Annotated in this window: 19 protein-coding genes and 1 pseudogene; 16 read left to right on the plus strand and 4 right to left on the minus strand. The window is 70.9% G+C overall.

The window, feature by feature from the left end; translation table 11 throughout:
• From ABDW21_RS11060 to ABDW21_RS11105, 10 genes and pseudogenes are all read left to right on the plus strand, one after another.
• A pseudogene (locus ABDW21_RS11060) lies at nt 1-183 on the plus strand (cytochrome ubiquinol oxidase subunit I); the annotation flags it as partial.
• A 55-nt stretch (nt 184-238) separates the two neighbouring features.
• Entirely contained in the window at nt 239-1,474 is a 1,236-nt protein-coding gene (gene serB, locus ABDW21_RS11065) for a phosphoserine phosphatase SerB (protein ID WP_343598876.1), read from the plus strand.
• 112 nt (nt 1,475-1,586) lie between these two features.
• Entirely contained in the window at nt 1,587-2,447 is an 861-nt protein-coding gene (locus ABDW21_RS11070; protein WP_343598873.1) for an ABC transporter ATP-binding protein, read from the plus strand.
• Nucleotides 2,448-2,482: 35 nt separating this feature from the next.
• Nucleotides 2,483-3,271, plus strand: a complete 789-nt coding sequence (locus tag ABDW21_RS11075) for an NUDIX hydrolase (RefSeq protein ID WP_343710455.1) — start codon at nt 2,483-2,485, stop codon at nt 3,269-3,271.
• Complete coding sequence (locus ABDW21_RS11080) at nt 3,268-4,014, plus strand: enoyl-CoA hydratase (protein WP_343710453.1); 747 nt, start codon at nt 3,268-3,270, stop codon at nt 4,012-4,014. The genes ABDW21_RS11075 and ABDW21_RS11080 overlap by 4 nt, the downstream gene beginning before the upstream one ends.
• 103 nt (nt 4,015-4,117) lie before the next feature.
• Nucleotides 4,118-5,218, plus strand: coding sequence for a histidine phosphatase family protein (locus tag ABDW21_RS11085; RefSeq protein ID WP_343598870.1), 1,101 nt, complete (start codon nt 4,118-4,120; stop codon nt 5,216-5,218).
• Nucleotides 5,219-5,266: 48 nt separating this feature from the next.
• A complete protein-coding gene (locus ABDW21_RS11090; RefSeq protein WP_343598868.1) occupies nt 5,267-6,385 on the plus strand; it encodes a histidine phosphatase family protein in 1,119 nt (372 codons plus the stop codon).
• A gap of 30 nt (nt 6,386-6,415) precedes the next feature.
• Nucleotides 6,416-7,384 (plus strand): class I SAM-dependent methyltransferase, encoded by a 969-nt coding sequence (locus ABDW21_RS11095; RefSeq protein WP_343598866.1) that lies wholly within the window; start codon nt 6,416-6,418, stop codon nt 7,382-7,384.
• Nucleotides 7,342-8,562: a class I SAM-dependent methyltransferase gene (locus ABDW21_RS11100; RefSeq protein WP_343598924.1), complete on the plus strand. Its 1,221-nt coding sequence runs from the start codon at nt 7,342-7,344 to the stop codon at nt 8,560-8,562. Before ABDW21_RS11095 ends, ABDW21_RS11100 begins: the two co-directional genes overlap by 43 nt.
• 50 nt (nt 8,563-8,612) lie before the next feature.
• Nucleotides 8,613-9,311, plus strand: coding sequence for an esterase (locus tag ABDW21_RS11105; RefSeq protein WP_343598864.1), 699 nt, complete (start codon nt 8,613-8,615; stop codon nt 9,309-9,311).
• Between the two features lie 30 nt (nt 9,312-9,341).
• Here the strand turns inward: ABDW21_RS11105 and ABDW21_RS11110 are convergent, their stop codons facing one another.
• Nucleotides 9,342-10,580 carry a PQQ-binding-like beta-propeller repeat protein gene (locus ABDW21_RS11110; protein ID WP_343598922.1) on the minus strand — a complete coding sequence of 413 codons (1,239 nt, stop codon included), beginning with the start codon at nt 10,578-10,580 and terminating at the stop codon, nt 9,342-9,344.
• Between the two features lie 151 nt (nt 10,581-10,731).
• Between ABDW21_RS11110 and ABDW21_RS11115 the strand changes: the two genes are divergently transcribed.
• A complete protein-coding gene (locus ABDW21_RS11115; protein WP_343598862.1) occupies nt 10,732-11,469 on the plus strand; it encodes an acyltransferase in 738 nt (245 codons plus the stop codon).
• An 18-nt stretch (nt 11,470-11,487) separates the two neighbouring features.
• Here the strand turns inward: ABDW21_RS11115 and ABDW21_RS11120 are convergent, their stop codons facing one another.
• On the minus strand, nt 11,488-13,005 hold the full coding sequence (locus ABDW21_RS11120; protein ID WP_343598860.1) for a wax ester/triacylglycerol synthase family O-acyltransferase: 1,518 nt from the start codon (nt 13,003-13,005) through the stop codon (nt 11,488-11,490).
• 14 nt (nt 13,006-13,019) lie between these two features.
• Complete coding sequence (locus ABDW21_RS11125) at nt 13,020-14,387, minus strand: AMP-binding protein (protein WP_343598858.1); 1,368 nt, start codon at nt 14,385-14,387, stop codon at nt 13,020-13,022.
• Nucleotides 14,388-14,788: 401 nt separating this feature from the next.
• Between ABDW21_RS11125 and ABDW21_RS11130 the strand changes: the two genes are divergently transcribed.
• Together ABDW21_RS11130 and ABDW21_RS11135 are read left to right on the plus strand one after the other, a co-directional pair.
• Nucleotides 14,789-15,682, plus strand: coding sequence for a DUF1295 domain-containing protein (locus ABDW21_RS11130; protein WP_343598857.1), 894 nt, complete (start codon nt 14,789-14,791; stop codon nt 15,680-15,682).
• Entirely contained in the window at nt 15,679-16,803 is a 1,125-nt protein-coding gene (locus ABDW21_RS11135; RefSeq protein WP_343598855.1) for an FAD-dependent oxidoreductase, read from the plus strand. The genes ABDW21_RS11130 and ABDW21_RS11135 overlap by 4 nt, the downstream gene beginning before the upstream one ends.
• A 238-nt stretch (nt 16,804-17,041) precedes the next feature.
• Here the strand turns inward: ABDW21_RS11135 and ABDW21_RS11140 are convergent, their stop codons facing one another.
• Nucleotides 17,042-17,890, minus strand: a complete 849-nt coding sequence (locus ABDW21_RS11140; protein ID WP_343598853.1) for an alpha/beta hydrolase — start codon at nt 17,888-17,890, stop codon at nt 17,042-17,044.
• A 120-nt stretch (nt 17,891-18,010) separates the two neighbouring features.
• Between ABDW21_RS11140 and ABDW21_RS11145 the strand changes: the two genes are divergently transcribed.
• The 3 genes from ABDW21_RS11145 to ABDW21_RS11155 all read left to right on the plus strand — a co-directional run.
• The gene (locus ABDW21_RS11145) at nt 18,011-18,850 is read left to right on the plus strand and encodes a transketolase (RefSeq protein ID WP_343598852.1); all 840 of its coding nucleotides are present in this window, start codon (nt 18,011-18,013) and stop codon (nt 18,848-18,850) included.
• Nucleotides 18,847-19,818 carry a transketolase C-terminal domain-containing protein gene (locus ABDW21_RS11150; RefSeq protein WP_343598851.1) on the plus strand — a complete coding sequence of 324 codons (972 nt, stop codon included), beginning with the start codon at nt 18,847-18,849 and terminating at the stop codon, nt 19,816-19,818. Before ABDW21_RS11145 ends, ABDW21_RS11150 begins: the two co-directional genes overlap by 4 nt.
• Nucleotides 19,811-20,594: SDR family oxidoreductase (locus tag ABDW21_RS11155; protein ID WP_343710454.1), on the plus strand; the 784-nt coding region annotated here is incomplete at its 3' end. The genes ABDW21_RS11150 and ABDW21_RS11155, both read left to right, overlap by 8 nt.

Here is a 20,594-nt window from a genome sequence, read left to right on the forward strand (position 1 = left end):
TACGGCAACTCGCTGGAGTGGGCCACCAGCTGCCCGCCGCCGCGGCACAACTTCACCGAGCTGCCGCGCATCCGCTCCGAGCGCCCCGCCTTCGAGCTGCACTACCCGCACATGGTCGAACGCATGCGGGCCGAGGCGCGTGTCGGCCGCAGCCACACCGAGGAGCTTGCCGAGGCGCACTGATGGTGGCGCCGAACCGCATGCGCCGGTGCCCGGCGCGGTGGGACATCAGCCGCGGGTGAGCACCGTCCCGAAGGTGTCGGTGCTGATCACCGTCACCGGACTCGACCAGCCGGGGGTCACGTCCGCGCTTTTCGAGGTGCTCGCGGCGCACCGGGTCGAGCTGCTCAACGTCGAACAGGTGGTGATCCGGGGCCGGCTGACGCTGGGGGTGCTGGTGTCGGCGCCGCCGAGCGTGGCCAGTGGTCGGACCTTTCGCGAGGACGTCGAGGCGGCGATCCACCGGGTCGGCCTGGACGTCGCGATCGAGCGCAGCGACGACCTGCCCATCATCCGCGAACCGTCGACCCACACCATCGTCGTGCTGGGCCGGCCGATCACCGCCGCCGCGTTCGGCACGGTCGCCCGCGAGGTGGCCGCCCTGGGTGTCAACATCGACGTCATCCGGGGTGTCTCCGACTATCCGGTCACCGGCCTGGAATTGCGGGTCTCGGTGCCGCCCGGCACCGGCGGTCGGCTGCAGGCCGCGCTGACCGGGGTGGCCGCCGACGCGAACGTCGACATCGCGGTGGAGGACTACAGCCTGTCCCGGCGGGCCAAACGGCTCATCGTGTTCGACGTCGACTCGACACTGATCCAGGGTGAGGTGATCGAGATGCTGGCCGCCCGGGTAGGTGCCCAGGACGTGGTCGCCGCGATCACCGAGTCCGCGATGCGCGGCGAACTCGACTTCGCCGCGTCCCTGCACCAGCGGGTCGCGACACTGGCGGGGCTCCCGCTCGGGGTTCTCGACGACGTCGCCGCCGGCCTCGAGCTGATGCCGGGCGCGCGGACCACGCTGCGCACGTTGCGGCGCTTGGGTTTTCACGTGGGCGTGGTGTCCGGCGGCTTCCGGCAGGTAATCGAGCCTCTCGCGCACGAGCTGATGCTGGACTTCGTCGCCGCCAACGAGCTGGAGATCGTCGACGGCAAGCTCACCGGCCGGGTCGTCGGCCCGATCGTCGACCGGGCCGGAAAAGCCAAGGCGCTGAGGGATTTCGCGCAGCAGGCCGGTGTGCCGCTGGAGCAGACAGTGGCGGTCGGCGACGGCGCCAACGACATCGACATGCTGGCCGAAGCGGGGCTGGGGGTGGCGTTCAACGCCAAGCCGGCGGTGCGCGAGGTCGCCGACGCGTCGTTGACTTACCCGTACCTGGACACCGTGCTGTTTCTGCTCGGTGTCACGCGCGGCGAGATCGAGGCCGCCGACGCCGTCGATGGGGTGCTGCGCCGCGTCGAGATCCCGCCTGAATAGCCCAAGACCCGCGAAAGTGCAACTACTGACGCGTTTTTCGAGTAGCAACGTCGATAGCTGCACTTTCGCGGCAGGCAACCACCGCCGGGTCGGGCAACTGAGCATCCACCCGGTGAGGCACGATGGTCGGATGCTCGAAACTCCAGGCGACGCAGCCGACCCCGACCTGCTGATCGACCTGCGGGACGTGTCGCTGCGCCGCGACGGCCGTGTCCTGGTCGGGCCGGTGAGCTGGTCGGTCGAGCTGGACGAGCGGTGGGTGGTCATCGGGCCCAACGGCGCCGGCAAGACGTCGCTGCTGCGCATCGCCGCCGCGGCCGAGCACCCCTCCTCGGGGGTGGCCTACGTGCTCGGCGAGCGGCTGGGCCGCGTCGACGTGTCGGAGTTGCGGTCGCGGATCGGACTGAGTTCCGCGGCTCTGGCGCAGCGGGTTCCCGGCGACGAACTCGTCCGCGACCTGGTCGTCTCGGCCGGCTACGCGGTGCTGGGCCGGTGGCGGGAGAGCTATGAGGACGTCGACTACGAGCGGGCGGTCGACATGCTGGAGAGCCTCGGCGCCGAGCACCTGGCGGACCGGACCTACGGGACGCTCTCGGAGGGCGAGCGCAAGCGGGTGCTGATCGCTCGCGCGCTGATGACCGACCCGGAGCTGCTGCTGCTCGACGAGCCGGCCGCCGGCCTGGACCTGGGTGGCCGCGAGGAGCTGGTGGCCCGGCTGACCGATCTGGCCGCCGACCCTGACGCGCCGGCGCTGGTGCTGGTCACCCACCACGTGGAGGAGATTCCGTTGGGCTTCAGCCACGCCATGCTGTTGTCGGCGGGCCAAGTCGTCGCGGCGGGTTTGCTGGCCGACGTGCTGACCGCTGAGAACGTGTCCGCGGCGTTCGGCCAGTCGATCGCCGTGGACATCATCGACGGGCGGTACTTCGCCCGCCGTGCCCGCACCCGCGCCGCCCACCGGAGACGCGCGTGACGCCTCCTCTGACACCGAGGCCGGCCGCGACGGTGATGCTCGTCCGCGACACCCCGCACAGCCCCGGCGGCATCTCCGTGTTCCTGATGCGGCGGCATCCGGGCATGGAGTTCGCCGCCGGGGTGATGGTGTTCCCCGGCGGCGGCGTCGACGACCGCGACCGCAACGCCGGCTTGGCGCGGTGGGGGGCCTGGGCGGGCCCGCCGCCGTCGTGGTGGGCGCAGCGGTTCGGCACGGACACCGACCTGGCCGAGTCGCTGGTGTGCGCCGCCGCCCGGGAGACCTTCGAGGAATCCGGGGTGCTGTTCGCCGGGCCGGCCGGCCAGTCGCTTTCGGCACCGGACGGCATCGTCGGCGACGCGTCGGTGTACGGCGACCACCGGCGGGCGCTGGCCGCGGGCACGCTGTCGTTCGCCGACTTCCTGCGCGCCGAAAAGCTGGTGCTGCGGGCCGACCTGCTGCGGCCGTGGGCGAACTGGGTGACGCCCGAGGCCGAACGCACACGCCGCTACGACACCTACTTCTTCGTCGGTGCGTTGCCGGAGGGCCAGCGCGCCGACGGCGAGAACACCGAATCCGACCGCGCCGGCTGGACGACACCGCAGGCCGCCCTGGCCGACTTCGCCGCCGGGCGCAGCTTCCTGCTGCCGCCGACCTGGACGCAGCTCGATTCGCTGGCCGGCCGCTCCGTCGCCGAGGTGCTGGGGGTGGACCGCCGGATCACGGCGGTGCAACCGGAACTGACCCACGACGGCGACAACTGGGCCATCGAGTTCTTCGACTCCGACCGCTACAACCGGGCCCGTCTGGGGCGGTCCTCGTGAGCGAGTTCGTCGCCGTCCACGCCGGTGCCGAGCACCCCGGCGTCGGCACCCTGGTGCTCTCGCGCCCGCCCGTCAACGCCCTGACCCGCCAGGTCTACAGGGAGATCACCACGGCTGCCGAAGAACTGTCGCGCCGCGACGACGTCGCCGCGGTGATCCTGTTCGGCGGGCACGAGATCTTCTGCGCCGGCGACGACGTGCCGCAGCTGTGGACGCTGACCGCGCCGGAAGCGCAGACTGCAGCCCGGGTCCGGCGCGGCGCCGTCGACGCCGTCGCGGCGATCCCCAAGCCGACCGTGGCCGCGGTCACCGGGTACGCGCTGGGCGCCGGCCTGACGTTGGCGCTGGCCGCCGACTGGCGCGTCGCCGGCGACAACGTCCGCTTCGGTGCGACGGAGATCTTGGCCGGTTTGATCCCCGATGGCGCCGGCATGGCCTGGCTGACCCGGGCGGTCGGGCCCAGCCGCGCCAAGGAACTGGTGTATAGCGGCCGGTTCGTCGACGCCGAGGAGGCGCTGGCGCTGGGCGTGGTCGACGAGCTGGTGGCTCCCGACGACGTCTACGAGGCGGCCGCGGCGTGGGCGGGCCGGTTCGTCGGCGGGCCGCGGCAGGCGCTGGCGGCGGCCAAAGCCGGCATCGGGGAGGTGTTCGAGCTGGCGCCATCCGAGCGGCTGGCCGCCGAACGCCGCCGCTACGCCGAGGTGTTCGCGGCCGGCCCGGGCGCCGACGGCGAGGGCCGGTAAGCAACGTGCACGACGACGGACGGTGGTGGTGTAGCGCACACATCCGTTAAGCTGACCCACACGTTGCGTTAAGCCGACAGCCCTCGCCGCGGATGGAGAAGCGATGCCCAATTCGGGTTGGTTTGCGAATTCTTCGAAGAAACGTTTCTGCTACGTCGCCGTCGCGGCGATGTCGGCGGTCCTCCCGTTCGTCGCAGCGGCGACGGCGTGGGCCGACGAGGAGGACATGGTCCTCGACCTGGTGCGGCACGGGCAATCGGTAGCCAATGTGACGGGCATCCTCAACACCCTGGTGCCCGGTCCTGAGTTGACTGAGCTGGGCCATGAACAGGCCGACGCCGTCGCCAAGGTCCTTGCGCCGGGTGCCCCCTACGACGGCATCTACGCGTCGGACATGATCCGGACGCAGGAGACCGCCGCGCCGCTGGCTGAGATGCTGCACGTGTCAGTGACGGATTTGGCCGGGCTCGACGAAGTCAACTCCGGCATTTACGAGGGCTTACCCCTAAGCGTGCACGGCATACCAATCGTCGAGCTGCTCTACGGCGCAGCCCCGCTGGCGTGGACGCTCGGATTGGAGTTCGTGCCCGAGCTCGGGTCCACCGACCCGAACGGTATCGCGTTCGACGAGCGTTACACCGCCGCCATTGACACGATCTACAACGCGGGCGGCGCCGTGAACAGCCAGGGCGACCTGACCGACGTGGCGTTTTCCCACGAGGTTGCGATCACGACCTGGACGCTGCTGAACGTCGGCAACCCGGACTTCCCGCTCGTCTTCGACGAGTTTCTCCACACCCGCAGTTTTCTGCCCAACACCGGCATTGTTGTGCTGCAGGGTAATCCGGAGGTCGGTTGGACGCTGGTCAGTTGGAACGGCGAGCCCGTCCCGCCGGCGTCTTTGCCGGTGGAGCTGTTCGTCGACACCCGCAACTTCATCATGGCGCCGCAACTGGCGGCCTACAACATTGGGCAGGCCGTCGCCACCGGTGACCCGACGACGATCGTGAGCGCGCTCCAGACCGGCGCCTACGACGTCGGCGCGGCGACGCTCAATTTCCCTGTCGCGGTGATCCGAGACATCGTCGACGCGGTGCGCGACGCTCTCCCGGGCGCCCTCAGCCTGGGCGACGTGCCGGCCGACCTGGCCAGCCTGCCAGGCGATGTGAGCGCGATGGCCGGTCAGGCTCTGGCGATGTTCTGAGCCGCGGCGCCGCCGAGGTGATTCACCCTGCTGCGGATAGATGACGTGATGCCCCATTCCCGCCAAGACCGGTTCGCGCACCCTGAGTTGAGCACGCGATGCTGCCTTGTTGGCGCCGCGCTGCTGTCGGCGGTCCTGCCGGTCATCGGATCGGCGCACGCCTGGGCTGACGAGTCGATCGTGCTGGACTTCGTGCGGCACGGGCAGTCGACAGCCAACGTGGGCGGCTTGTTCGACAAGGGCACGCTCAACACGGTGGTGCCCGGTCCCGAACTCACTCAGCTTGGCGAGGAGCAGGCCGAAGCCGTCGCCAAGGTCCTTGCGCCGGGGGCGCCGTACGCCGGGATCTACGAGTCGGCGATGATCCGGACACAGGAGACCGCACAGCCGTTGCTGGACATGCTGCACGCGTCATTGCAGATCTTGCCCGGGCTCGACGAGATCGATGACGGCATTTTCGAGGGCCAGCCGACGATCAGCCTCGCCGGCCTCCTCTACGTGCTGCCCCAGATCTCCTGGATATTCGGGTTGGACTTTGTGCCGATTCTGGGGTCCACCGACCCCAACGGGATCGCGTTCGACGAGCGCTACAGCGACGCGATTCAAACGATCTACAACAACGACTTCGACGTGAGCAACCCGGTCGTGAGCCCGGACGGCAAGATCACCGACGTGGTGTTCTCCCACGACGCGGCGATCTCGGTCTGGACGCTGATGAACGTCAACAACCCCGATCCGCTGCTCTACGTGACGGACATGCTGCCCAACACCGGCCAGGCCGTGGTGCAGGGCAGTCCCGAGGAAGGCTGGACGCTGGTCAGCTGGAACGGAACGCCCATCGGCCCGGCGTCGTTGCCGACGGAGCTGTTCGTCGACTTTCGTGACGTCATCGTGGCGCCGCAACTGGCGGGCTACAACATTGGGCAGGCCATCGCCACCGGTGACCCGACGACGATCGTGAGCGCGATCCGGACCGGTGCCTACGACGTCGGCGCGGCGACGCTCAATTTCCCCGTCGCGGTGGCCCGGGACATCGTCGACGCCGTCCGCGACGCCCTGCCGGGCTCTCTCAGCCTGGGCGACGTGCCGGCCTCCCTGGCCGGCCTGCCGGGCGATGTGAGCGCGATGGTCGGCTCGTTGGTGGACCCTGCCCTCGCGTCGATCTGACCCGGCCCAGGCCGATAAGCTGGGCCCACCATGACCAGTACCGATCCGGCGCCCAACCCGCGGGCCAGCGCCGACCAGGTGGAGGCCGCGCGCCACGACAGCAAGCTCGCGCAGGTGCTCTACCACGACTGGGAGGCCGAAACCTACGACGAGAAGTGGTCGATCTCCTACGACCAGCGTTGCATCGACTATGCCCGTTCATGTTTCGACAGCATCGTCCCCGCCGCCGAGACCCACCGGCTGCCCTATGACCGCGCTCTCGAATTAGGATGCGGCACAGGATTTTTCCTGCTCAACCTGATCCAGTCGGGGGTTGCGCGGCGGGGTTCGGTCACCGATCTGTCACCGGGCATGGTCAAGGTCGCGGTCCGCAACGGGCAGTCGCTGGGCCTCGACGTCGACGGCCGGGTCGCCGACGCCGAAACCATCCCGTACGACGACGGCACCTTCGACCTGGTCGTCGGGCACGCCGTGCTGCACCACATCCCCGACGTCGAGCAGGCGTTGCGGGAGGTGCTGCGGGTGCTGCGGCCCGGCGGGCGGTTCGTGTTCGCCGGCGAGCCGACCACCGTCGGCGACCGCTACGCGCGCACGCTGTCCACGCTGACCTGGCGGATCACCACCGCCGCCGTCAAGCTGCCCGGCCTGGGCGGCTGGCGGCGCCCGCAGGCCGAACTCGACGACTCCTCCCGCGCCGCCGCCTTGGAGGCCCTCGTCGACCTGCACACCTTCACCCCGCGCGACGTGGAGCAGATGGCCACGCGGGCCGGCGCCGCGGACGTCGCGACGGCCACCGTCGAGTTCACCGCCGCCATGCTGGGCTGGCCGTTGCGCACCTTCGAGGCCACGGTGCCGCCGGGCCGGCTGGGCTGGGGCTGGGCGCGCTTCGCGTTCACCAGCTGGAAGGCGCTGAGCTGGGTGGACGCCACCCTGTGGCGCCGCGTGGTGCCGAAGGGCTGGTTCTACAACGTGATGCTCACCGGGGTCAAGCCGTCCTGAACTTCGGGCTCGACGACGTCGCCTACCTGACGTCGCAGGCGGGGTCGGCGGCGCTGGCCGAGGTCGCCGGGTTGCCGCTGGCCGACCGGGTCGCCGGCATCGCCGCGGTGCGGGCCCGCTTCCGGGATCGCACGCCGGTGCTGGTGGAGACGGTGCTGCTGCGGCGGCGCGCCGCCGCCAAGCTGTCCGGGCTGACCGGCGCCGACGGCTGGCTGTTCACCGACGAGGCGCTGCAGCAGGCGACCGCCGCGGCCGTGGCGCAGCATCGGGCGCGGCGGCTGGCTGGCCTGGTGGTGCATGACGCCACCTGCTCGATCGGCACCGAGGTGGCCGCGCTGCGCGGCACCGCCGCCCGGGTGGTGGGCAGCGACATCGACCCGGTGCGCCTGGCCATGGCGCGGCACAACCTGGGTGCTGCCGCCGACCTGTGCCGCGCCGACGCGCTGCGCCCGGTGACCCGCGACGCGGTCGTCGTCGCCGACCCGGGGCGGCGACGGGGTGGACGGCGCCGCTTCGACCCGCGCGACTACCGGCCCGCGCTGGACCGGCTGCTGGACGTCTACCGCGACCGGAACCTCGTCGTCAAGTGCTCTCCCGGAATCGATTTCGGTCTCGTCAGGCGTCTGGGGTTCGACGGCGAGATCGAGGTCACCTGCCACGGCGGCGCGGTGCGGGAGGCGTGCCTGTGGTCGGCCGGGCTGGCGCAGCCGGGGGTGCGCCGCCGGGCCAGCATCCTCGACCGCGGTGAGCAGATCACCGACGCCGAGCCTTCCGACTGCCCGGTGCGGCCGGCGGGGCGCTGGATCGTCGACCCCGACGGCGCCGTGGTTCGCGCCGGGCTGGTGCGGCACTACGGCGCACGGCACGGGCTGTGGCAACTCGACCCCGACATCGCCTACCTGTCCGGCGACCGGCTGCCGCCCGGGCTGCGCGGTTTCGAGGTGCTGCGGCAACTGCCGTTCGACGAGCGCCGGCTGCGCCGGGAACTGGCGGCGCTGGACTGCGGGGCGCTGGAGATCCTGGTCCGCGGCGTCGACGCGGACCCCGATGCCCTGCGGCGACGGCTGCGGCCGCGCGGTACCCAGCCGCTGTCGGTGGTGCTCACCCGGATCGGCTCCGGCGGCGCCGCTCGCGCGACGGTGTTCGTTTGCCGTCCGTCGCGATCGCGGCGCAGGTAGGCTAGCGGGGCGGCGTTTGCGCCGTTTCCTCTGTCTGCGGAGACTCGACGATGCGCACTGTGATCCTGGCTACGCTGGTGGCTGCCGGCACCCTGGTGGCGTTGCCGGTGGCGTTGCCGGGCGGGGCGGCCGCAGACACGGCATGCACCGGCATGGGCGGCACCGTCGACAGCGCACAGCTGTGTCACGTGCACGTGTCGAACGCCACCTACACGCTGGACATCACGTTTCCGGTCGACTATCCCGACCAGCAGGCGCTCGGCGACTACCTGACCCAGAACCGCGACGGTTTCATCAGCGTGGCTCAGACGTCCGGCCCGCGCGAGATGCCGTATCAGATGGAGGTGACTTCCGAGCAGTACCGGTCCGGCCAGCCCCCGCCCGGCACCCGCAGCGTGGTTCTCAAGGTATTCGAGGACCTCGGCGGCCCGCGGCCGTCCACCTTCTACAAGGGCTTCAACTACGACCTCGGGCGGCGTCAGCCGATCACGTTCGACTCGCTCTTCGCGGCGAACAGCAAACCGCTGGACGCCATCTATCCCATCGTGCAGCGCGAAGTGGGTCGCAAGACCGGGCTGGGTGCTGCGATTCCGCCCAGTGCCGGCCTGGACTCGTCGCACTACCAGAACTTCTGCATCACCGACGACGACGTGATCTTCTACTTCGCTCCGGGCGAGCTGCTGCCGCCGCTCGCGGGCCCGACCCAAGCCCAGGTGCCCCGCAACGCCATCCCGCCGCTGACGGTGTAGCTGCCCTGCCGCGGCGAAACCTGGACGCGGCTAGGCCGGGGCGAAGCTGTACACCTGTCCGTCGCTGGTGGCGGTGACCACCCGGTGGTCGTGACCGATCGACACCCCGACGGGGTAGCCGCCGGCGTCCGGCAGCGGATAGCTGTTCAGGGTGTGCCCGTCGGCGGGATCGAAGACAAGCAACGACAATTCGGCGCCGGTCACCGTGTAACCGACGTTTCCGGCCAGGCTCGACGTCGACAGCGGGGTGACGTCGTCGCGGCGCCAGACCTGCTCGGCGCGGTCGCCGGCATCCCGGAACGCCACCAGCCGGGTGTCGGGTCCGCCGCCGGACACGATCAGGCCCTCCGGCGAGACGGTGGGCGGCGTCTGCGCCAGAAACCTCAGCGGCACCGACCATTTCGGCTTCCCGTCCGCGGTGCGCAGCGCCCACAGGTGTTCGTCGCGGCCGTTGACGTACACCGTCGAGCCGTCGGCGGACAACACCGGGCTGGCCAGCGTCCCGCCGCCGACGGCGTCGCTGGTCCAGTCCCGGGTGAGCAGCGGATTCTGCCCCGGGTGGTATTTCAGGCCGACCAGCACCGCCCCGGGCGCATCCGGCTGCCACAGACCCAGCACCACCATCCCGTTGGTCGCCGAGAACGCTGGCGCGGCGGCGACCGGGCAGCCCGCCCGGGCCGGGGCACAGTCGGCCAGGCCCCGGACGGCGTCGGTCGGGTCGACGCCGTCGACCAGGTCCAGCGGGCTGCCGACCACCGTGCCGCGATGGGCGTCGAACACCAGCACCTGGCCCAGATGGGTGACGACCAACAGCAGGCCCGACCCGAGCAGCCGGGGGGTCAAGGGCATTCCGATCACCGGTGCGCGCCATCGGGTCCATTGCGTCGGGGGAAAGGAGATGATCGCCCCCGGTTGTCCGACGTAGACGTTGTCGAAGCCGTCGAACAGCGGACCGGCGAAGCCGCCGCCCTGGACCAACCGTACGCACCAGCGCTGCCGGCCGCCGTTGTCTGTCTCCCACTCCATCAGCGAGCAGCCGCCCGGTGTCTGCGCGTTGAGCGCCATCCAGCCGCGGCGGCCGAGCGCCGGCCCCGCGCCCAGGCTGCCCTTGACCGAGCGGGTCCATGCCAGCGACAGCGTGGCGGCGCCGGCGGTGGCGGTGTAGCTGCTGTTGGCCGCGTCGCCGTACTGCGCGGGCCATCCCGGGGCCGGCGCGGCGTCGACCCACGAGTCGGTGTCGCCGCAGCCGGCCAGCACCAGGGCCAGCAGCGCCGCCGCCGCGCGCCGAGTGTGTAGCTTGTGACGAAAAATCGGGCCTTTCGACGCGAAAACCCGCACACTCGGCGACGGACGGCGGGTGAATCGCACAGCTGAGGGTAACCGCTACGGCCTCGCGGGGGCCGGGCTAGGCTGACCGGCCATGACGACCATGTGGGGCGCTCCGCTGCACCGTCGCTGGCGGGGGTCGATGCTGCGTGACCCGCGCCAGGCCAGGTTCCTCACGCCGGCCTCGCTGAAGTGGGTGCTGGCCAACCGCGCCTACACGCCATGGTATTTGGTCCGCTACTGGCGGCTGCTGAAGTTCAAGCTGGCCAACCCGCACATCATCACCCGCGGCATGGTGTTCCTCGGCAAGGGCGTGGAGATCCACTGCACGCCGGAGCTGGCGCAGCTGGAGATCGGCCGCTGGGTGCACATCGGCGACAAGAACACCATCCGCGCCCACGAGGGCTCGCTGCGGTTCGGCGACAAGGTGGTGCTGGGCCGCGACAACGTCATCAACACCTACCTCGACGTCGAGATCGGCGACTCGGTGCTGATGGCCGACTGGTGCTACGTTTGCGACTTCGACCACCGCATGGACGACATCACGCTGCCGATCAAAGACCAGGGCATCGTCAAGAGCCCGGTGCGGATCGGACCGGACACCTGGGTCGGGGTGAAGGTGACGGTGCTGCGCGGCACCACGGTCGGCCGCGGCTGCGTGCTGGGGTCGCATGCCGTGGTCCGCGGCGACATCCCGGACTACTCGATCGCGGTGGGAGCGCCGGCCAAGGTGGTCAAGAACCGGCAGCTGGCCTGGGAGACGTCGACCGCCCAACGTACGGAGTTGGCGGCGGCGCTGGCCGACATCGAACGCAAGAAGGCCGCGCGCTGACCGGCTGACCCGCGACCCTCAGGTGCTCGGGGTGGTGACCGGTCCGCGTCGCGGGGCGGGCTGCCGCGGGGGCTCGGCCCACTCGGCGCCGGAGGCCTCGAACAGCCGGGTGATCTCGGCGATGTGCATGTCGGCGAGGTCCCAGACGTCGGGCACCAGTTCGCGGTCGGCGATGAACCCGAAGTCGAGCCGGTCGAGGTAGCTGACCACGGTGATGTTGAGGCCCTGCCCGTCGGTGACGATCGACACCGGGAACTGGTGGCACAGTTTCGCCCCCGCGAAGTACACCGGCTGGCGGGTTCCGGGGACGTTGGAGATCACCACGTTGAACGGCAACGCCACCCGGTCGGCCAGCCGCAGCCGCGACGCCAGCCGCACCGCCGCGGTGGCCAGCACGGGCGTCGAGTATCGGGTGAGGTCGACGAGTTCGGCCGCCGGCACCAGGTCGTGGGTACGCTTGGCGCGCTGCATGGCGTCGCGGCAGCGCGCGACCCGTTCGAGGGGATCGTCGCAGTCGGTGGGCAATTCGGCGACGATGGCCGACACCCGGTTGGTCCACGGGTCGGCCTCGTCGCCGGTGCGGATCGACACCGGCACCATCGCGCGCAGCGGCCGGTCGGGCAGGGCATCGTGGGCCAGCAGATACTCGCGCAGCCCGCCCGCGCAGATCGCCATGACGATGTCGTTGACCGTGCCGCCGGTGGCCTGTTTGAGCCGCTTGACGTTGTCCAGGGACGCGGTGCGCATGGCGAAGCGCCGGTGGCCGGTGATCGTCTTGTTCCACGGCGTCGGCGGCGCCGCGGTGGTGGGCAGCGAGATGTTCGGCCGCTCACCGCCGCCGAGTTTGGCCATCCACTTGACCGCGTCCCCCGCCCGGCCGGCTGCGCTGCTCAGCCCGTGGATACCGGCGGTGTCGGCGAGCTGACCGACGATGCGGGCCTGTGTCCGCATCGCCCGGAACGGGTTGCGGACCAGGTGACCCATCGTCAGGCGGAGCAGTTCGAGGCTCGACGGCAGCGGCTCGGGCTCCCAGGACGGGCCGGGCCCCGGGGCCGGGGCGTCGGGCTCGGTGTCGGTGACGATCTTCAACATCAGCTGCCCGGACGCGCCGTCGACGGTGGCGTGGTGGTACTTGGTCAGCAGTGCCCACCGCCCGTCGTGCAGGCCGTCGATGACGTAGACCTCCCACAGCGGGCGGGTGCGGTCCATCGGCCGTGCGACGAGCCGGCAGACCTGCTCGGCCAGCTGGTCGACCAGGCCGGGCCGGGCCAGGTGCAGCTCGCGGACATGAAAGTCCAGTTCGAAGGCCGGGTCGAACACCCAGTAGGGGTGGTCGAGGCCGAACGGCACCTCGACCAGGCGGCGCCGCAGCGGCTCCACCTCGCCGACCAGCGAGGCGTACTTGGCGTAGACGGCCGCGTACGGCTCGTAGTCGGGGCTCGGCCGTTCGAAGATCATCAGACCGTTGACGTGCCCGAACGTGGTCGGGGTCTCCAAATACAGGAATGTGGCATCCAGGCCGGTGAGCTGCTTCACGGACGGCTGCCCGGCTACTCGGGCGCTTCGAAGGAGAATTGTTCGCGCAGAACACGTTTGAGCGCCTTACCGGTCTGCGTGCGCGGGATGACGTCGGTGAACACCGCACGCTTGGGCAGCTTGAAGCGGGCCAGCCTGCCCGCGCAGTGCGCCAGCACCGCGGCCTCGTCGAGGTCGGGGTCGCCGCGCACCACCACCGCCAACGGCGACTCGCCCCACTTGGCCGACGGCATGCCCAGCACCGCGACGTCGGCGATGCCGGGGTGGGACAGCAGGACGTCTTCGATCTCGGCGGGGTAGACGTTCTCGCCCCCGGAGATGATCATGTCCTTGATCCGGTCCTGGATGTAGACGAAGCCGTCGGCGTCGCGAACCGCGACGTCGCCGGTGCGCAGCCAGCCGTCGACGATCGTCTCGGCGGTGGCCGAGGGACGGTTCCAGTAGCCGGCCATGATGTGGCGGCCACGCACCAGCACCTCGCCGGGCACGTCGGTGCCGACGTCGGCGCCGTTGTCGTCGACGAGGCGCACGTCGGTGTGGAAGAACGCCTTGCCGGTCGACCCGATGTGGCTCATCGCGTCGTCGGGGCTGATCACGCAGGCCGGCCCGCACGTCTCGGTCAGCCCGTAGACCTGGTGGACCTCGTAGCCGAGGCGGGCGTAGGCCTGGATCAGCGACGCCGGCACCGGACTGGCCCCGCTCATGATCCAGCGCAGCTGCAGCGACTCGCGCAGCTCGGGCTGATACGTCGGCAGCATGAAGTTCAGCATCGCCGGAACGGCAAGTGTGATCGTGACCTGTTCGTCGCGGAATATCTCCCACATCCGCGGGGGGTCGAAGTGACGCAACAGCACCATCGGCGCACCGCGATAGACACAACAGGCCATGGGGTTGAGCGCGCCGACGTGAAACAGTGGCAGCGAAATCAGGTATAGGTCCCCGAACCGCACATCGACGCTGGCCAGCACGGTGAGCACGGACCACTCCACGCTGTCGTGGGTGTGCACCGCGCCCTTGGGCAGCCCGGTGGTGCCGGAGGTGTACGTGATGAACAGCGGGTCGGCCCCGTCGGCGTCGGCCGGCGCCGGGTCCGCCGCGGCACGGTCGACGAGTGCGTCGAGGTCGCTCGTCCCGCCGGGCGCGTCGGGGCCGACGCGCACCCAGTGCCGCACCGGGGTGCCCTCGTCGGTCCCGGCGAGGGCCCGGATCTCGGCGACGACGCCGTCGTACTCGGCGTCGAACACCAGCACGGTCGATCCCGAGTCGCGCAGCATGAAGGCCAGCTCGGCGAAGGTGAACCGCAGCCCGGCGGCATGGTCGACGAGCGCCTCCAGACCCGGATTCAACTCGGCCCGCTTGGACAGATGCGATCCGACGTTCATGACTGCCTTTCCGGTAGCGGGTAGCGGCAGCGTCTGCCGGGACGGCCGGGCCGGCCGGCGCACCCGGATGCACCGGCGGATCGCTCCCGGCATAGTCAATCTAGTCGCCGTGCCCCGGACGCGGACTGGTTCGGGGGATTGTGCGGCGGGCGGTGCGCTGGACCCCGGTGACGCCAACAGAACGTGTTACATTTTCCCCGCCTCGGCCGGGTGATGGGTGGCATCTCGGCGCGACCCCAGGGAGGCTCTGGTGGTGAACCCTGTTCGCTCTCAGCCAACGAAAATAGTTGTTGCTCAACATCATTCGATATGAATACCGTTTCGCAGACAGTCCGCCCGGCCCATCTGCGGCCGCTCAGACCCGACCGCGCGGGACGGGCGGGCGGTGACTACGACAAACTATGACGATGAGTAAAGGCAGGTCGCTGGCGCTGGTGGGCGCCGCCTACGCGGTGGCCCTCGGGGCGGTCGCCGCCTGGCTGGGATGGGGGCCCGGCACCGGTCGGCTCTGGCTCGACACCTTCGTCGCCGACGTGCTGGGCACCCTGGTGGTGTTCGGGTTCAGCCGGGTCTACCACAACTCCAGCTTCTACGACGCGTATTGGAGCGTTGTGCCGCCGCTGCTGCTGTTCTACTGGTGGAGCCAGTCGGGAGTACAGCAGCTGCGTTGCGTGCTGATCGCCGTGGTGGTCGTGCTGTGGGCGGTGCGGCTGACCGGCAACTGGATCTACGCGTTTCCGGGTTTGCCCCACGAGGACTGGCGGTATCCGATGTTCCGGGAGCGGGCGGGACGCTGGGAGTTCGTCGCCGACCTGTTCGCGATTCACCTGATACCCACCGTGCTGGTTTTCGCTGGCATGATCCCGGCCTACGTTGCGGTCACCCGCACCGGCGGCGATGTCGGCTGGCTGACCGGTGTCGCCTTCGTGCTGGGGCTGGCGGCGGTCGGCTTGGAGCTGGCCGCCGACGTGCAGCTGCACCGGTTCGTCCGCCGCCGCCGTCCCGGCGAGGCACTCGACCGGGGGCTGTGGGGCTGGTCGCGGCACCCGAACTACTTCGGGGAGTTCAGTTTCTGGCTCGCGATGGGGTTGTTCGGCGTGGCGGTGTCGCCGGCGGACGCCTGGTGGTTGCTGCTGGGCGCGCTGGCGATCCTGGCCATGTTCAGCGGTGCCAGCATCCCGATGATGGAGGCGCGCAGCCTGCAGCGGCGACCGGCCTACCAGGACGTCATCGACCGGGTGCCGCGCTTCGTGCCCCGGCCCCCGCGGCGGCGACCGGGAGCGGCCGGGGCGTGAGCCGACGACGGGTCGTCGTCGCCGGACTCGGCGACAGCGGCGTGCTGACCGCGATCCGGCTGGCCCGCCACGCGGACGTCGTCGGCATCTCGGCCAAACCCGCGCTGGTGAGCGGGCAGGAGCTGGGCATGCGGTTGTCGCGGCCCGCCGCGTGGGCCCGCGACTACTGGATTCCGTTCGACAGGTTCCGCGCCCTGGACCGGGTGACGACCGTGCACGGCACGTTGACGGGCCTCGACCTGGCCGCCCGGACCGTGCTCGTGCGCGGCGGCGACGGCTCGCAGCGCGGCGAGGAGTACGACGCGCTGGTCATCTCGACCGGCGTCACCAACGGGTTCTGGCGCCGGCCGACGCTGCAGTCCGCCGAGCAGATCGGCGCCGAGCTGCGGGCCGCGCACGAGCGGCTGGCCGCCGCCGAGTCGGTGATCGTGGTCGGCGGCGGCGCCGCCGCGGTGAGCAGCGCCGCCAACCTGGCGACCACCTGGCCGGACAAACGCGTCGACCTGTTCTTCCCGGGGGAGCGCGCGCTGCCGTCGCACCACCCGCGGATCTGGCGACGGGTGCGGCGACGGCTGCTCGACGCCGGCGTCGGGCTGCATCCGGGGCACCGCGCCGTGGTGCCCGACGGGTTCGGCTGCGACGAGATCACCGGCGGGCCGGTGCACTGGAGCACCGGAGAACCGCCGTCGTCCGCCGAGGCGGTGCTGTGGGCGATCGGGCGGGTCCGGCCCAACACCGACTGGCTGCCTGAGGAACTGCTCGACGAGCACGGCTTCGTGCGGGTCACGCCGCAGTTGCGGGTTCCCGGGCAGCGTGGCGTTTTCGCGGTCGGCGACGTCGCGGCGACCGACCCGCTGCGGTCCTCGGCGCGCAACCGCGCCGACGGGCTGCTGGCGCACAATATCCGCGCGGAGTTCGCCGGCCGGCCGCTGCGCAGCTACCGCGCGCCGGAACGGCGGTGGGGTTCGGTGCTCGGTGTGCAGCCCGACGGGCTGGAAGTGTTCGCCCCCAGCGGCCACGGTTTCCGTTTCCCGGCATGGTCGATCGACCGCGTGCTGCAGCCGTGGATCGTGCGCCGGGGCATCTACCGTGGCGTGCGGGCCAACGACCCGCCGGTGTAGCCCGGCCGGGCTTGTTTTCGTCACATCAGCACCACGAGCTGACCATGACATGGTGCTGCGATGTGATATCGCATACGCCATCAAGTTGGAGAAGGCACTACTCCCTGGCCCAGCGACAGGCGAGGCGCATGAGGTTCGTGAGGCTGGCGCACCCGGCCAGCGGCTTCAGCCGGATCGGCGCTGATGGCGCCGATAGCTGTTCGGTGGGCAGGTGTCTGGTTACCCTGCTGCCCGCGGATCATGCAATCGGGTGGCGGCGCAGCTGGTCGAGGATCGCTCGGGTGACCTCGGCGGGACGTTCCTGGACCAGCCAGTGACCGGCGTCGAGGTCGATGCGCCGGTAGTCGGCGGTGGGGATCTGCTCACCCAGCGACACCGCCATCCGCCCGGCGTAGGGCTCGTCGCGGCCGATCACCAGCACGGTGGGCACCGTCACCGGTTCGGCTGTGGCCGAGAGCATCCGGCGGTGCCCGTCGGCGGCGCGATACCACGCCAACGCGGCCGACAACGCGCCCGGCTGGCCGAGCACGGCGAGCAGCTGCTGCAGCTCCGCGGGGTTGTGACGGGTCAGTGTCGCGCGGAAGGCGGCCATCCGGTCGCGGCCGAGCACGCGCTCGGCGGCCCCGTCCGGCGCGAGGACCAGAGCCAGAAAGGCCCGGTAGCCCTCGACGTCGGGATCGGCCCAGGTCGCCTGCGCGAACGCGTGGTAGTGCGGGATCGACATCACCGTCAACGACGCCAGCCGTGACGGTGCGGCGATTGCGACGAGCCAGGCGATCGCCGCACCCCAGTCATGGGCCACCAAGTGAAATCGCCTGAAGTCCAACGTGTCTGCGATCGCCACGACGTCCTCGACCAGCTCCTCGTGCCGGTAGGCCTCGACGTCGCGCGGCCGCGCCCCCGGGCTGTAGCCGCGCTGGTCCGGGGCGGCGCACCGGTAGCCTGCGCCGGCCAGCGTCGCCATCACGCCGGCCCACATCGCGGACGTCTCCGGAAAGCCGTGCAGCAGCAGCACCGGCTCGCCCGCCCGCCCGGCGTGGCGAACGGTGAAGTCCAGGCCGCGGGCGCTGATGATCGACTGCGTCATCGCTGTCCTTTGCTGCCGGCGAGGTCGGGTCGGGGCTTCGAGCTTACTGATCACCAGGCCGCAGCACCCCGCGCCTCGACCGGTTGACGGAGCGGGACCGCGTCGAGTTGTATGCGGTGTATGGCCGAACTCTGCGCGGGGCAGCGCAGTCCAGCCGAGCTGCGAGGCGTCGCCCAGCGGTTGCGGCTGCACGCCGTGGCCGCCGTGCGCGGCAAGGGTGAGGGCTACATCGGTCAGGCGCTGCAGACGGCGGAGCTGTTCGCGGTTCTGTATTTCCACGAAATGCGTTGGTCGCCAACCGCTTTCGACGACGACAGCCGGGACCGGATGCTGCTGTCGGTGGGCCACTACGCGCTGTCGCACTACTGCGCGATGGCCGAACACGGCCTGCTCTCCGCGGCCCAGCTGAGCACCTACGGCGTAGACGGGAGTCCGCTGACGCTGGGTGCCGAACCCGGGCAGGTGCCGGGTGTGGAGTTCGCCGGCGGATCGCTGGGGCAGGGCCTCGGCGTCGCGGGCGGGCTGGCCTGGGGCCTGCGCCACCGCGGCAGCCCGGCGCGGGTGTTCACCTACATGTCCGACGGCGAGACGCAGGAGGGGGCCACCTGGGAAGCGGCGATGTTCGCCGGAGACCGCGGCCTGGCCAACCTCACCTGCGTCGTGGACGTCAATCGGACCCAGGCCGACGGCGAACTCGTCGTGGAGGTCGAACCGCTCGCGGAGAAGTTCCGCGCGTTCGGGTGGTGGGCGGCCGATGTCGACGGGAACGACATCGACGCGCTGCTCGGCGTTTTCGCCGACGCCCGCAACGACGGCGGCGCCCGGCCGCGGGCCGTCATCGCGCATACCCGGCTGGCGAACCGGGCCGCGAGCCTGCAGGCCCGTCGCAACGCGCACTTCGTGCGGATCACCGAGGAGCAGTGGTTGCAGGTGCAGCGCGAGATCGAGGAGAGCCGGTGAGCGCCGACGCGACCGGAGCCGCCGCCGCCATGGGTATGCGCGCCAGGGCCGGACCCTGGGGTCGCGCCCTGGTGGACGCCGCGGCGCGCCGGCCCGAGATCGTCGCGCTGTCAGCGGACTTGAAGAAGTACACCGACCTGTCGGCGTTCGCGGCGGAATTCCCCGCACGCTACATCGCGGTGGGGATGGCCGAGCAGAACCTGGTGCTGACCGCCGCCGGCCTGGCCCGCGCCGGGCTGACCGTGGTGGCCACCTCGTTCGCGGCGTTCCTGAGCCGACGCGCCGCCGACTTCGCGGTCATGCAGGTCGCGCTGCCGCGCGCCGACGTCAAGCTCATCGGTGCGACGCCGGGCATCTCGGCGACCTTCGGCCCGTCGCACACCTCGATCGACGACCTCGCCGTGTGGCGGGCGATACCGCACATGGTGGTCGTCGACCCCGCCGACGCCTGCGAGGCGGCGCAGGCGTTGACCGTGCTGCTGGACTACGACGGGCCGGTGTACTGCCGGCAGCCGTTCGACCGGCCGGCCGCGCGCCACACACCGGAGTTGCCGCCGTTCGAGCTCGGCAAGGCCGCGACGCTGCGCGACGGCGGCGACGTCGGCATCGTCGCCAGCGGCGACCGGGTGCCCGAGGCGCTGGCCGCGGCCGAGACGCTGGCCGGCGAGGGCATCCAGGCGACGGTGCTGCGGGTGAGCACCATCAAACCGTTCGACGGCGACGCGGTGGCCGACGTCGCCGCGCGCACCCGCCGGCTGGTGACGGCGGAGAACCATTCGATCGTGGGCGGGTTGTTCTCGGCAACCGCCGAGGCGCTGGCCCGCCGCGGTCTGGGTGTGCCGGTCGTCCCGATCGGCGTGCCGGACGTGTTCCCGCCTTTCGGCTCACCGGCTTTCACCGCGGAGCTGCTGGGGATGACCTCACGGCACATCGCCGACGCCGCACGGTCGGCGGCCGCGGGTGGATAGCACCAGGCACCGCGGACGGGTGGTCGTCGTCACCGGCGGCGGCCACGGGATCGGGGCGGCCACGGTGCGGAGGTTTTTCGCCGAGGGCGCGTCGGTGCTGGCCGCCGACGTCAACCCCAAAGGGCTGCAACGCCTGACCGACGAATTCGGCGCCGACCCCAGGTTCGCGACGTGGGTGGTCGACGTCTCCGACCCGGCCGCGGTCGCCGGCCTCGTCGACCATGCGGTGTCGGCGTTCGGGCGGCTGGACACCATGGTCAACAATGCCGCCGCGATCACCATGGGCACGGTCGTCGACCTCGAACCCGACCAGTGGCGTCACATCATGGCGGTGACCGTGGATTCGGTGTATTTCGGGTCCCGCGCGGCGATCCCGCATCTGGTGGCCACCGGCGGCAGCATCGTCAACACCGCCTCGATCTCCGGGCTGGCGGGCAACTACGGGCTGGCCGCCTACTGCGCGGCCAAGGGCGCCGTGGTCAACCTGACCCGCAACATGGCCATCGATCATGCGCGACAAGGCATTCGGGTCAACTCGGTCTGCCCGGGTCCGGTGAACACCCATCCCGGCGGGATGATGGACCATCCGAACATGAAACCGGTCTACGAACACAACGTCCCGATGGGCCGCGTCGGCCGGCCCGACGAGATCGCCGGCGTCATCGCGTTTCTGGCCTCCGACGACGCCAGCTTCATCACCGGGCACAACCTCGTCGCCGACGGCGGACTGACCGCGCACACCGGCGAACCCAACTTCACCGAGCTCTACGCCGACG

Origin of the sequence: Mycobacterium sp., assembly GCF_039583805.1 — a bacterium.
Classification (GTDB): Bacteria; Actinomycetota; Actinomycetes; order Mycobacteriales; family Mycobacteriaceae; genus Mycobacterium.

Excerpts from the sequence above, each read along its gene's own strand:
- ABDW21_RS11075 (WP_343710455.1), top strand. The coding sequence starts at position 2,483 with ATGCTCGTCCGCGACACCCCGCACAGCCCCGGCGGCATCTCCGTGTTC.
- ABDW21_RS11085 (WP_343598870.1), top strand. The coding sequence starts at position 4,118 with ATGCCCAATTCGGGTTGGTTTGCGAATTCTTCGAAGAAACGTTTCTGC.
- ABDW21_RS11090 (WP_343598868.1), top strand. The coding sequence starts at position 5,267 with ATGCCCCATTCCCGCCAAGACCGGTTCGCGCACCCTGAGTTGAGCACG.
- ABDW21_RS11095 (WP_343598866.1), top strand. The coding sequence starts at position 6,416 with ATGACCAGTACCGATCCGGCGCCCAACCCGCGGGCCAGCGCCGACCAG.
- ABDW21_RS11105 (WP_343598864.1), top strand. The coding sequence starts at position 8,613 with ATGCGCACTGTGATCCTGGCTACGCTGGTGGCTGCCGGCACCCTGGTG.
- ABDW21_RS11115 (WP_343598862.1), top strand. The coding sequence starts at position 10,732 with ATGACGACCATGTGGGGCGCTCCGCTGCACCGTCGCTGGCGGGGGTCG.
- ABDW21_RS11125 (WP_343598858.1), bottom strand. The coding sequence starts at position 14,387 with ATGAACGTCGGATCGCATCTGTCCAAGCGGGCCGAGTTGAATCCGGGT.
- ABDW21_RS11130 (WP_343598857.1), top strand. The coding sequence starts at position 14,789 with ATGACGATGAGTAAAGGCAGGTCGCTGGCGCTGGTGGGCGCCGCCTAC.
- ABDW21_RS11140 (WP_343598853.1), bottom strand. The coding sequence starts at position 17,890 with ATGACGCAGTCGATCATCAGCGCCCGCGGCCTGGACTTCACCGTTCGC.
- ABDW21_RS11145 (WP_343598852.1), top strand. The coding sequence starts at position 18,011 with ATGGCCGAACTCTGCGCGGGGCAGCGCAGTCCAGCCGAGCTGCGAGGC.